This is a genomic window from Spongiibacter marinus (assembly GCF_016906995.1).
In the GTDB taxonomy this organism is placed as follows: domain Bacteria; phylum Pseudomonadota; class Gammaproteobacteria; order Pseudomonadales; family Spongiibacteraceae; genus Spongiibacter; species Spongiibacter marinus.
On sequence record NZ_JAFBBD010000003.1, the window covers coordinates 314,590 to 327,105 of the forward strand.

At 55.8% G+C, this 12,516-nt stretch carries 8 protein-coding genes and 1 pseudogene; 5 read left to right on the top strand and 4 right to left on the bottom strand.

Features of this window, described 5'->3' with window-relative positions:
• Positions 1-69: 69 nt before the first annotated feature.
• Positions 70-411: pseudogene (locus tag HNR64_RS06030) on the top strand (GreA/GreB family elongation factor); the annotation flags it as partial.
• A 30-nt stretch (positions 412-441) separates the two neighbouring features.
• Complete coding sequence (locus HNR64_RS06035) at positions 442-1,713, top strand: alpha/beta hydrolase (RefSeq protein ID WP_204995632.1); 1,272 nt, start codon at positions 442-444, stop codon at positions 1,711-1,713.
• Positions 1,714-1,734: 21 nt separating this feature from the next.
• On the opposite strand, the gene HNR64_RS06040 is transcribed toward HNR64_RS06035, so the two are convergent.
• The 4 genes from HNR64_RS06040 to HNR64_RS06055 all read right to left on the bottom strand — a co-directional run bounded on the left by HNR64_RS06040 (position 1,735) and on the right by HNR64_RS06055 (position 4,688).
• The gene (locus tag HNR64_RS06040) at positions 1,735-2,310 is read right to left on the bottom strand and encodes a DUF1134 domain-containing protein (RefSeq protein ID WP_204995633.1); all 576 of its coding nucleotides are present in this window, start codon (positions 2,308-2,310) and stop codon (positions 1,735-1,737) included.
• Between the two features lie 68 nt (positions 2,311-2,378).
• Positions 2,379-2,993, bottom strand: a complete 615-nt coding sequence (locus tag HNR64_RS06045; protein ID WP_338061816.1) for an NUDIX domain-containing protein — start codon at positions 2,991-2,993, stop codon at positions 2,379-2,381.
• On the bottom strand, positions 2,990-3,574 hold the full coding sequence (locus HNR64_RS06050; RefSeq protein ID WP_204995634.1) for a uracil-DNA glycosylase family protein: 585 nt from the start codon (positions 3,572-3,574) through the stop codon (positions 2,990-2,992). Before HNR64_RS06050 ends, HNR64_RS06045 begins: the two co-directional genes overlap by 4 nt.
• A gap of 49 nt (positions 3,575-3,623) precedes the next feature.
• Positions 3,624-4,688 (bottom strand): peptidoglycan-binding protein, encoded by a 1,065-nt coding sequence (locus tag HNR64_RS06055; protein ID WP_204995635.1) that lies wholly within the window; start codon positions 4,686-4,688, stop codon positions 3,624-3,626.
• Between the two features lie 243 nt (positions 4,689-4,931).
• On the opposite strand from HNR64_RS06055, the gene gcvP reads away from it, so the two are divergent.
• The 3 genes from gcvP to HNR64_RS06070 all read left to right on the top strand — a co-directional run bounded on the left by gcvP (position 4,932) and on the right by HNR64_RS06070 (position 12,475).
• Positions 4,932-7,805, top strand: a complete 2,874-nt coding sequence (gene gcvP / locus HNR64_RS06060) for an aminomethyl-transferring glycine dehydrogenase (RefSeq protein ID WP_204995636.1) — start codon at positions 4,932-4,934, stop codon at positions 7,803-7,805.
• A 627-nt stretch (positions 7,806-8,432) separates the two neighbouring features.
• A complete protein-coding gene (locus HNR64_RS06065) occupies positions 8,433-11,114 on the top strand; it encodes a hypothetical protein (RefSeq protein WP_204995637.1) in 2,682 nt (893 codons plus the stop codon).
• Positions 11,115-11,179: 65 nt separating this feature from the next.
• Positions 11,180-12,475 carry an OmpA family protein gene (locus tag HNR64_RS06070; protein ID WP_204995638.1) on the top strand — a complete coding sequence of 432 codons (1,296 nt, stop codon included), beginning with the start codon at positions 11,180-11,182 and terminating at the stop codon, positions 12,473-12,475.
• Positions 12,476-12,516: the final 41 nt, after the last annotated feature.

Genomic DNA, 12,516 nt, shown 5'->3' on the forward strand with positions numbered 1-12,516 from the left:
TTCCTACACCGTAATCTAGCATTTAGCTGGTATAAGGCATAAATAGTACAAAAGTGAGTGGGGTTATAATATATCTACGGTAAAAAACGGTTGAGAGAAATCGATAGCCGGGTGCGCTTTCTCAGCAAACGACTCGATGAAATCACCGTGGTCGACGAATTCCCCAGCGACCGAGAACGGGTCTTCTTCGGCGCATGGGTGTCCGTAGAGGATGAAGACGGTAACGAAAGCCATTACCGTATTGTTGGCCCGGATGAGTTTGATGTCAGCAGTGGCAAACTTTCCATGGACTCGCCGCTAGCGAGAGCCTTGCTTGGCAAGCGAGTAGATGATGAAATTTCCGTCACAGCGCCAACCGGCGAAAAGCTTTATCATATTACTGCCATTCACTACGGGCATTCTCCGCGCTGAGTCGTACACATCAACCGAGGCACATTCGCAATGCTGACACTTTCACTCTTCTGGGCTTGGTTTAGCTGGAACGCCTACCACCCTTGGAAAGGTAAACCTGAATTCATGGGCATCGTCAGTTTCATTTTTGGCATGTTAGCGGGCGAACTCGGTCTGCATATCATAGCCATCAATGTGCTGCTTACGGCGGGGATTGTGTTATTCGGCGAACTCGACGGCCTCGCCGATAGCCTCGGACTACTGATCGCCATGGCAAGCTGGCTCAGCCTGGGCTTGTTTTACTTCAGGGCGCGAAATAATGAAGCAATTATGCGTGCGGCTGTTTGCGAAGCGCTGGAGACTGACGATTATCCGCAGACTCCCGATAACCTGCACTACACCCCCGACAGCGACCGCTTGCTAAAACCCTTCGCGTTTCGCCACCCGCGGGTCGAGCGCTTGAAGGATATTCCCTATTGCGATGTTAATGGCCGCAAGCTTCATGTCGACATCTATCGCCGCCGGGATTGCCCCAAAAATGCACCGGTACTGCTACAAATACACGGCGGCGCATGGATGCAAAACCTGGGCAGCAAAGAGCAGCAGGCCCTGCCACTGATGACACAGCTGGCCGAAAACGGCTGGATTTGCGTTGCCGTTCAATATCGCCTGAGTCCGGCGGCAACCTTCCCCGACCATATTATCGACTGCAAACGCGCGCTGGTCTGGACCAAAGATCACATCGCCGATTACGGTGGTGATCCCGACTTTATCGTTGCCACGGGCGGCTCTGCTGGTGGTCATTTAAGTAGTCTGTTAGCACTGAGTGCTAACGCCGCCGAGTTTCAGCCGGGCTTTGAAGAGCGCGACACTCAGGTGCAAGCCTGCATCCCGTTTTACGGGGTCTATGATTTTCTGAACAGCAAGGCACAGCGGCACAACGAAGGTTTAGAACAATGGCTGGCTGAGCGCGTGATTAAGAAGACGCGTAGCGAGGGCGGCGAACTGTGGCGCAGCGCCTCACCCGTGTCATGGATACATGAAGATGCACCACCCTTTCTTATTATTCACGGCGAAGCGGACACACTTGTACCGGTGAAAGAGTCGCGTGAGCTCTATGCAGAGTTGAAGGCCAGCTCGAAAAACCCCGTGGCCTACGCCGAACTGCCCGATGCTCAGCACGCTTTCGACTTGGTGATCTCGCTGCGAAGCCAAATTGTGGTCAATGCCCTCTGCGACTATTGCCACTGCCTTCACCAGCGCTACCTGGCGCAAGCCGAAAAGACGACCGAAGCGCTCAGCGATGAAACCAGCCCGGCGTAAACCGGGCTTTAGCGCGAGCCCCTAAAACGGGTTCCAGCTGGCTTTTTTGCTGTACTGCAAATACCCAACATTGGCGCCGCTACGCAGACCAACACCCGTGCGGATAGGCGCCAATACGATGTCGCCACTGCGCTGGTAATTCACCCCGACACCGGCCGCAACATAAATACTCCCTTCCACGCCCGGGAAGCGCTGATACAAACGCTCGACGTCGTCAAGCTGATAAACCAGCGTAAAAACCTTGGAGGCATTTGCCCCGAGATCAAAACCGATGGAAGGCCCCTGCCAAAATATCGCGCGCACCTCCCCACCAAGGGTTTGCAATTCACCGCGGCCGTAGCGCACACCAACCCCCAGCGCTGCAGAGACCTCTTCGCCAACAATAATGGCGTTGGGCTCACCTTGTTCGGCAAAAACCTTTTCGACCGCCTTTGCCAACCCCTCGGTTGTTTCGCCGAAAAACAACCCGGCTTTTTCCATTACCTGCTCGCGACTGAAGCCCTTGGTGGACTCTTCCGCATGGGCACCCGCCAGCGTTGACAGCATGACAACCAAAGCAGCAAACACACCCTTGCTCCACCGCATTATCTGTTTCATACGACCTCCTCTTAGGCGCCTATCAAGGGCCCTGTCTTGCCGCCGGCGGCTATTACCGACAACGTTGTTTATATCTCACTGGGCGGCAGGCGCCCAAGCAACGTCCTCCAACAGCCCTCATACTTCAGCAACAAGGCGTGCAGTTTTAGCAGCGCAGCGACGCTGATAGCATCGGTAATCTCACCGGAAAGCGCCATGTCTATTACCTCGGTCAAGGGTAGACGCCGGATTTCAAGCTCCTCGCAGGGCTCCGGCGCGCTTTCGCCCAGCGTTAGGCCCCGCGCTACATAAATTTGTGCGACTTCATCGGTGCAGGAATTGCTGGTGTGCAGCGTCATCAATGGGTGCAGCGCCGCCGCACGCAGGCCGGTCTCCTCTGCAAGCTCGCGCAGCGCTGCCTCTGGCGCGGAGCTGTCAAGAGGACAGCCGCCCTCGGGTATCTCCCAGCTATAGGCTTGCAGCGGATAGCGATATTGACCCACCAACCAGGTGTAGCCCTGCTCATCCACCGGTATCACGCCCACCGCACGGTTCTTAAAGCAAACTTTCCCGTAGATGCCCGGCGTGTTTCCCGGCGTGGTCACCTCGTGATGCTCAAGCCGCAGCCACGGATTCTCGTAGACATTCTCACTGTGATGCAGCCGCCAGGGCCCAATCATCACTGACTGTTTTTTATCACTCACGACGACTCGCTTAGCAGGGGGTGTATTCGGCGCTGAAACGATGGCAGTAGCTGCTCATCAAACCAAGGATTTTGCTTAAACCAACGGATATTTCTTGGCGAGGGATGTGGAAGACTGATAAACCGCCCGTCTAGCAATTGGTTTCGCACGCGCTCGGTGAGGTTTTTCTCGTCATCACCGGCATAGCGTTTCTGAGCATACTGGCCGATCAACAGCACAACCTCTATTTGCGGCATCTGCTGCAATAGGCGCTCATGCCATGTTGGCGCGCACTCGGGGCGAGGCGGCAAATCGCCACTCTTGCCCTTGCCGGGGTAACAAAAGCCCATCGGCAGAATACCGAGGCGCGCGTCGCGATAGAATTGCTCTCGATCGATATTTAACCAGCCGCGAAGGCGATCACCTGAAGGGTCATCCCAGGGCAGCCCGCTATTGTGCACTTTTAGCCCCGGGGCCTGCCCGATAATAAGAATTCGAGCCTCTTGCGCGACCCGCAGAACCGGGCGCGGACCAAGAGGCAGCGCCGATTCACAAAGGCGGCATGCCGCTACTTCATTAAGTAACTGTTGAAGGTTCTCCATAGCCGCATTTTGCAGTCGAATGCATATGGCGGCAAGGGAACAGCACTAGCTAGGGTGCCGCAACATCCAACGCGTCCAGGGTCTCGACTGACAAACGGCCTGTCGCCAACCCCTTCTCCTGCTGAAAACTGTGAATAGCGGTACGTGTGCGTTTACCGAGAATGCCATCGGCATAGCCCGCATCAAAGCCGCGCTCGTTCAGGGCTCGCTGAACATTGCGAATTCTGGCTTCACTTGCGTCGCGTTTGCACAGAATTTGCCGCCACACCAAGGTCTCATCGGCAATTTTTTCACGATAGCTGTAGCGCTCATACACAGCAGGTACCTTAATGCGCTTGACCTTTGCCGGCTCGACAACGTGCTGCACGCGCACCGTTTTGGTTGTTGCAGGCACCTTCACCTCAACCGTGTGTTCAGGCTTGTCGATTACCCGCTTTTTCACCGTCTCGAAAACGGCGGGCTCAACAACGCGGCGGTACACGGCTGGGCGCTTCAACACCTGGCGCTCGACTCGGCGGTACTTGGCGGGCACCTCCACCAAGTTGAGAATCTCGCCGCTGTCTTCATCAATCTTTTCCACCGCACCGCGCCCCGGGCGCCACACCGACTCTGCCGGCTTGCTCAGAATTTTCTCTGTTACTGTCTCGTATTCAGCCTCAGACACCAATTCTTGGCGAACCCTGGCGGGAAGCACCTGCGTTTTTTCTTCAACCCATTTATAGGTCGCAGGAACCACCTTTAATTGCGTGTAGGCCTCGCTCACCACAACCTTTTCTTCGCGCCACTCCGTTTTGGCGGGCTGCATCTCCAGTTTTTCACTGGACTCCTTCACCACCCGAGTGGCTTCGCGATCAATAAATTTTGGCGGCAACAGCATTCGAGCATAACAAGCGCCCGTCTGTGCATCGGGCGGCATTGCCGATAGCGCGCTACCACCGTCTCGCGCCTTGAGCTTTTCAATCTGGATCAACGCATCTGCCAGCGCGGTTTCCAGAGAGGCAACACGCTGGCCACCTTGCTCGACGGGTGTGCGGCCACCCCGGTAGTTCGGGGCCATCACACAGGCACTGCAAACAGCGGCGATCAATACGGCAAGCGTGGCACTGCGAATCACTCTATTCTCCTACTGACTACGGCCCACAAACCTAACGAGCGAGCTATGTTTATAGCATTTTATAACGAATTTATTTAGCTTATCGACCGCAATTTCCACAATTCGTTAAACCACACAATAAACCGCCTGAATGCGGCGATCTCCAAGGAAAATATCGCAGCTGGCGGCAATAATGCCGGGGAAATTTCAACCACAATATGCTTTAATGAGCGCGCTTTTTTTGAACGCAGGCGCCTTGCAATAATGACCCACTCTCTCAAGCAACTTAGTGACTCAGGTGAATTTCAACAGCGGCACATCGGCCCCAACGAAGAGCAAGTTCGCGCTATGCTCAATAGCTTGGGCAGCAGCTCGCTAGAGACATTAATCAGCGAAACTGTTCCCGCCTCCATCTTGCGTGACTCACTGCCGCTACCCGACGGGGTCAGCGAACAAGATGCACTCGATGAGTTGGCCAGTATTGCCGCCAAGAACACGATTGCCCGTTCTTATATCGGTATGGGCTACTACGACACTCATACTCCCAAGGTCATTCTGCGCAACGTACTGGAAAATCCAGGCTGGTACACCGCGTACACACCCTACCAGCCGGAGATCGCACAAGGGCGCCTAGAGGCGTTGCTGAATTTCCAACAAATGGTGATCGACCTCACCGGACTGGATCTCGCCAACGCATCGCTGCTGGACGAGGCTACCGCTGCCGCGGAAGCCATGGCGATGTGCAAACGCGCTGCGCGGAAAAACAAAAGTGATGTATTTTTCGTCGACCAACACTGCCATCCGCAAACTATCGCGGTACTTAAAACGCGCGCCGACGCGCTCGGCCTCGAAATCGTCGTCGGCGACGCCTTTAGCGACCTGGAAGCGCAGCCCTGCTTCGGCGTGCTAGTTCAATACCCACAGACAGGTGGTGAAGTTCGTGACTTGCGGGGACTTTGTCAGCTCGCGCAGGAGAAAGACTGCCTTAGCGTGGTCGCTGCCGACCTTCTCAGCCTGATGCTACTCACACCTCCTGGCGAACAGGGTGCCGACATTGTCGTTGGCAGCGCTCAGCGCTTTGGCGTCCCCATGGGCTTTGGCGGCCCCCACGCAGCCTTTTTTGCAACCAAAGACAAGCATAAGCGCTCCGTACCTGGCCGCATCATTGGTGTGTCGGTAGACAGTCGCGGAAAACCGGCACTGCGCATGGCCATGCAAACCCGCGAGCAACATATCCGCCGCGAAAAGGCCACCTCCAATATCTGTACCTCGCAGGCGCTGCTGGCCATTATGGCGGTGTTTTACGCCATTTATCATGGTCCTGAGGGGCTTCGCCGGATCGCACTTCGCGTCAATCGCTCTACCGCCATACTCGCATCGGGCCTCAAACAGCTCGGTTTCGACTGCAATACCCATTTCTTCGACACACTAACGGTCGCCTGTGGCGAGCGCAGCAGTGAGTTGGCCGACAAAGCAGAAGCGCTGGGACTAAACTTCCGGCGCAACCGCGGCAGCCTCGGTATCAGCCTGGATGAAACCACTCGCAGTGAAGATATCGAGCAAATTTGGTCAATATTTGCAGCAGACCAAGCGCTACCCAGCGTCGCGGATATCGACAGTCAGCTCGGCGAATTGCCGGGAATACCGACAGACATGCAACGTCACACCAGCGTTCTTGAGCACCCGGTCTTTAATAGCTACCACTCTGAAACAGAAATGCTGCGCTATATGAGCCGCCTGGAGCGCAAGGACATTGCGCTTAACCACTCAATGATCGCGCTCGGCTCCTGCACCATGAAGCTCAATGCCAGCAGCGAGATGATCCCGGTTACCTGGCCTGAGCTGGGGCGCATTCACCCCTTCGCCCCCGCAAATCAGATAACGGGCTACCTGCAGCTGGTTGATGAATTAGAAAAACAACTGGTGGAATGCACAGGCTACGACAAGTTTTCCATGCAGCCGAATGCGGGCTCTCAAGGCGAATATGCCGGACTGCTTGCCATCCGCCGCTACCATGAAAGCCGCGGCGATGCGCAGCGCGACATCTGCCTGATACCGAGCTCAGCACACGGTACGAACCCCGCGTCAGCAGCGATGGCAAGTATGCGTGTGGTGATCGTCAACTGCGACGAGCTGGGCAATGTTGATGTCGCGGATTTGCGGCAAAAAGCCGAGCAACACCGCGACGAACTCGCCGCACTGATGGTGACTTACCCCTCGACTCACGGCGTATTCGAAGAAGGCATTCGCGAAATTTGCGACATCGTTCACGAGCACGGTGGCCAGGTTTACGTGGACGGCGCCAATATGAATGCCCTGGTCGGCCTTGCCGCTCCTGGCCATTTTGGTGCCGACGTATCCCACCTCAACCTACACAAGACATTTTGTATTCCCCATGGTGGTGGCGGCCCGGGCATGGGACCTATCGGCGTTAAAGCCCACTTGGCTCCCTTTCTGCCCAATCACCCTGTACAGCCGATTGATGGCCTGGATAGCGAAAACGACACTGTATCGGCAGCCACCTACGGCAGCGCCAGCATCCTGCCTATCTCCTGGATGTATATCCGCATGATGGGCGGCGCCGGACTTCGCCGCGCCACGGAAGTTGCGATTCTTAACGCCAACTACATGGCCAAGCGCCTGGCTGACCACTACCCCATCCTTTATACCGGCAAACACGGTCGCGTTGCCCACGAGTGCATTATCGACCTGCGCCCCTTAAAAGAAAGCAGTGGCATCAGCGAAGAAGACGTTGCAAAACGCTTAATGGATTATGGTTTCCACGCTCCAACCATGTCCTTCCCGGTGCCCGGTACACTCATGATCGAGCCGACTGAAAGCGAAGCCAAGGCCGAACTCGATCGCTTCTGCGACGCCATGATCCACATTCGCAAGGAAATTGCGCGCGTGGAAGCCGGCCAGCTTCCCGCTGACGATAACCCACTGGTTAATGCACCGCACACGCAAGCCGATATCATCAGCAGCGACTGGGCGCGCGCCTACAGCCGCGAAGAAGCCGCATGGCCCGTTAACGACTTAAGAGAGTCGAAGTATTGGCCAACGGTCAATCGCATCGATAATGTCTACGGCGACCGCAACTTGATCTGCTCCTGCCCACCGGTAGAGAGCTATCGATAACCCCTCCCCTCGCCCCACTCAAAAACCCAAGAGTGGGGCGAACTCCCCATACCCATCCTCTGCAATACCGCGATAGGACGAGCCAAAACCACACACGTTAAGGCAAACTCTCCATCAGCTTGCGACATCGCCTAAAATCGCTTTTGTAACAGCGACATAGCGGTCGTTTAGCCCTAGGGCACCTCTGATTAATTCAGTAATGGCTCAGCGTAGTCTCTGGCGTGCACTGGCGAGGCGCAGCGCGAAGGTCAAGGGTGGTTCTCCTTGACGAGTGTTGCAACGACGCCCAGAGTGCGCCAGAGACCCGCCCTTCGGGGCTTTGTCTTATTTCGCCTGACGGCGTTGCGCCCACTTGAAAGGCAACCAGCCTTACTGCCTGAGCGCGCCTTGCCAAACGAAATAAGGCAAAGCCTGAGTTATCATCGAACTAACCAGAGGTGCCCTAGAATAGCGCCAATCAAGAGTCTAAACGTGCATAGGTCACAGAAATTTTTGGCCTTTTTGCTCTAACATCTAACTTTAGAGGTGACGACTGTTGTTTTTACCTACAACATCCGTAAAACTACGTAACCTTAAGCGCACACCCATTTCCTGTTGTACCAGCTTGACTCTCCGGGAGGGGAATACATGAAAAGCATAAAAATAGCGATGTCGCTCGTTTTCGCATCGTTCTTACTCGCAGCGTGTGGAGGCGGTGGCGATGCCCGCAGCCCCGACCGCCCGGGATTAACCATAGACCCGTCGACCATGCAATTGGAATTCGTCGACGGCATCACGGCTCTACCGGGAACAGGTAACAGCCATATTTCCGTGAGAATGATGGCCCTGCAGTCTGACGGCGTTAACAAAAATGTCGGCCCAGCCCAAAACATTACCTCCCGCGTTAACTGGACGCTCACCAACACTCCACTTGCGGCACTGTCTTCAGGTGACGGTGGCGACCTGTCTTTCCGGACGGTCACCCGCAATGGTATTGGCACTGTTATCGATATCGAGAGCACCCAGCAAATGGAGATCGACGCGGCCGTGGTCAGCGCGTCAATCACTGGCACCTTCCAAGGGACCTCTCGAGTAGGCGACTTCACCATTGTTCCGCCAACTCCGAGAGACATCGTGCTAGTAGGCGAAGACCGCATCCTGCTTGACCCGACGATTCCCAGTGACAGCAAGACCTATGGTTACCGCCTCCTGCAGTATTTCACCAACACCCCGCAGCCCGAAAATCGTACTCATACTGTAGTAATTTGTTCAAACAGCGAATTCGCCACCATTGAAGCCGGTCAGCCAGTCACCCCAGGCGACGGTGTTGTGGATGTCACGTATACCAACCCCTTCACTCCCGATGGCAACAATGAAGCCAAGGAAGTCATCCTGTTCGCTGTTGACGGCGACAGCAACGACGCTTGCGTGGGCGCTGAGCCAAACGGCGAGCGTCAACTGCTAGTCAAACTTCTCCCAGCAACCTTCTCCAGCGTTGATATCTGCGCGGTGATCAACCCCGCCAGCGATGCCTGTAGTATAGGTGGAGCATTCAATCAGGACTACGTTGCGGATTGCCGCGGACTGGATACTGACAGTATCTTTGTACCCGCCGCGCAAAACCTTCAGTTCGTGGCCCGCAAGACGTTCAACTCGACTAGTGATCCTACGCAAACGCTCACCGAATACTTGTGTAGCGAAGAACGCGAAAACGCTACTGCACCGACGTGGAGTGTCGACGAGCCCGATATCTTCTCCAGCGACCCCGCTGTTGACGCTAACCAGGGTACAGCCGCCACTATCGACCGACTCGCCTACGCAAAACTTGTCGAAGTTGTCGCCAACCCCAGTGCGGTTGTTACCGGTAACTTTGGCGAAGGCGTTCCCGAGTTGCAAGACAGACTGACGCTGAATCTGGTCGATGCGCGTGTAGACGTTATCAAGATTGAGCGCACTGACGGCCTCAACTCGGATGATCCCCAACAGAGCCCAGATACCATCTACGTCAACAGCTTCCTGGATGGCATTGAGTACCGCGCCCTGTGTAAATTCAGCGGCCTGTCCGGTACTGAGCAAGAGTTCGAGACCTGCCCCAATGGTCTGATCCGCTGGACCTCTTCCGCGCCAGATGTTGCAGAACCCAGCGCAGAAGCAACACCTGTCATCACTCTCGAGCCCAAAACCGGCACTCAGCTGGCGGAGGATCCTCTCGCGTTCACACTGACTGTGACTTACATCGGCAGCGATGAGGACATCAGCGCCAGCCGAGATGTTGAAGCACGCGATCCCGGCGAACTGCAGGCGCTACGTCTGTTTATGGTGCCGAACAACTCCAACCCAGATGAATTGGAAATCGACCAGTTCGCCTGTGTGGGCCGCTCGGACCTCGTATCGTCAGTCAGCAATGACGAAAACTTTGTAGAGAACGGCCAGCAGTTCGAGATTTACGCCGTATTCTCCAATATCCCGGGCTCTGATGACCCGAATCTGGATGATCCCAATGCACCGGACTCCGGCCTCGTCTACGTCACCCCTGAGACTGAAATCCAGTTCAGCGCGGAATCGGGCTACTGGAGTGGCAGCTGGGCAGATCCTGCCATGTGTCAGAGCATTTCCAACCTCGGTGAAATCCCCGACCTCGGCGAGGAAACCGGTGGCGTTATTGTTAACTCACCAGCGGCCAGCTTCGACCCGAACAAGAAAGGTCGCCTGAAGTCAGATGGCTTACTGCGCCTTAACACGGTGTGCGTAACAGGCTTTGCGCTGAAAGACGAAAGCAAGCAAATCCCTGAGGACATCCGTACGGTTGACGGCACCACTGTTCTGGTTCTGCCTGCCGCGGACGACACACTGCTTGCCTCGTCTAACGAACTCTGCGAAACACTGGAGCCCGTACTGACGCTCGGCGGCTCACTGTCATTCGTTGACGGCGACGGCCCGGGCATTCTTCTGCCTGTCATCTACGGCGTAAGCCTGGTTGCAGACCCGCTGCTAGCCAGCCTGGTTGCCAATGACGACGGTGGCGCATTGCCCGTAGAGGAAATCCTCGACGGTCTGCTCTACGGTGATTTCACTGGCCTGAGCGCAGATGCACCAGACCTCGGCTTTGGCTTGGCGACCATCACCGATGGCTTGATTAACGGCGTCGGCGATGTTCCCGGTCTTGGCGTACTGGTCGACTTCCTCGACTCCTGTATTCTCTCCACGACGCTGGATATAGTGGGAGGCCTGCTGGACTTCATTCTGGGGCTGGGCGATACCAGCGGCTTTGAGGATATTGACTTCTCCTTCGATGATTGCACTGCTCTCTTCGGGGACTTCGCTCTATAAAACAACAATATTAGCGCGGCCTCTGGGCCGCGCTTTGCCATTGGGTAGTTACTAGGAGAAACTAAATGAAACTGCGTACTCTTGCGCTTGCGATGGCTGCTACGGCGTTGACCTCGCCCCTGCTCGCCGACAGCAGCGATGAAGAATCGGTGTATGATGACCGCTGGCGTGGCCACGTTATGCTCGGCGCAACCGTTGCCGACGACGAAGATTACGACAATGGCGGTATAGGCAAGATTGGTATCGGTAAACCGATCAACCGCTACATCATGATCGACGCCCACATGAACTACGGCGAGCTTAAGACCAGCAAGAACGATGTCTATGAGCGTGCCGCCGCTGGTGTCGATATTCTCTTTTTCCCCTTCGGCGCCTTCGAGCTGGATGCCAGTGCCCTGCAGCCCTACTTCGGCGTTGGCGCGACCTACCACGAAATTGAATTCGTTGGGGACATCGAATCCGACTTCGGCAACGATGCCGTTGCAGGTTTTACTTATGACCTTGGCGGCGCGGCACTGCGTGCAGAAGCCCGCTACCAGATCGACAAAATCAACGAGAAAGACATCCTCGTTGACGATTACTTCTACACCTACGCCTTTATGCTGGGTGTCTCGGTACCCTTTGGCGACGAGCCACTGCCCTACAACTATGATAGCGACGGCGATGGTGTGCCCGATCGCATCGACAAGTGCCCCAACACGCCGCGCGGCACGCCCGTTGACTCTAACGGTTGCCCGCTGGATAGCGACGGCGATGGTGTTCCCAACTTCCGTGACAAGTGTCCAAACACCCCACGTGGCGCCAAAGTAAATGTCCACGGCTGCTCTATCGACGATGACCGCGATGGCGTGCCCAATGATATTGACCAGTGCCCAGGCACCCCCCTTGGTGTACCTGTTGATGTTCGCGGTTGCCCGCTCGACAGCGACAACGATGGCGTACCCAATAAGATCGACCAGTGCCCAGGCACCCTGCCCGGAATGAAAGTGAATTCCCGCGGCTGTGTGATCTCACAAAAAGTCGATATCGATGGCGTGCACTTCGAATTTAACAAAGCTCGTCTGATGCTTGATTCGAAGACCGTACTGGATAATGTCGCCAAGGCCCTGAACAACGAGCCAGACGTTAGCATTATCATTGCGGGCCACACTGACTCTGTAGGTAGCGATGCGTACAACAAGCGCCTGTCGCAAGAGCGCGCCCAGTCAGTGGTCGACTACTTGATTAGCAAAGGTATTGAAAGCAGTCGCCTGCGCGCGGTGGGTTACGGCGAAAGCAAACCCGTTGCCGACAACTCCACCGACGAGGGCCGCGAGCGCAACCGTCGCGTAGAGCTACAGGTGAATAGCCCGAACCGCTAATCGCAGCAGAAGCAATATTGTAAGGGGCCCCAGGCCCCTTT

Bases quoted from the DNA above. Each gene is read 5' to 3' on its own strand.
- HNR64_RS06040 (WP_204995633.1), bottom strand. From the start codon at position 2,310: ATGAAACAGATAATGCGGTGGAGCAAGGGTGTGTTTGCTGCTTTGGTT.
- HNR64_RS06035 (WP_204995632.1), top strand. From the start codon at position 442: ATGCTGACACTTTCACTCTTCTGGGCTTGGTTTAGCTGGAACGCCTAC.
- HNR64_RS06065 (WP_204995637.1), top strand. From the start codon at position 8,433: ATGAAAAGCATAAAAATAGCGATGTCGCTCGTTTTCGCATCGTTCTTA.
- gcvP (WP_204995636.1), top strand. From the start codon at position 4,932: ATGACCCACTCTCTCAAGCAACTTAGTGACTCAGGTGAATTTCAACAG.
- HNR64_RS06070 (WP_204995638.1), top strand. From the start codon at position 11,180: ATGAAACTGCGTACTCTTGCGCTTGCGATGGCTGCTACGGCGTTGACC.
- HNR64_RS06050 (WP_204995634.1), bottom strand. From the start codon at position 3,574: ATGGAGAACCTTCAACAGTTACTTAATGAAGTAGCGGCATGCCGCCTT.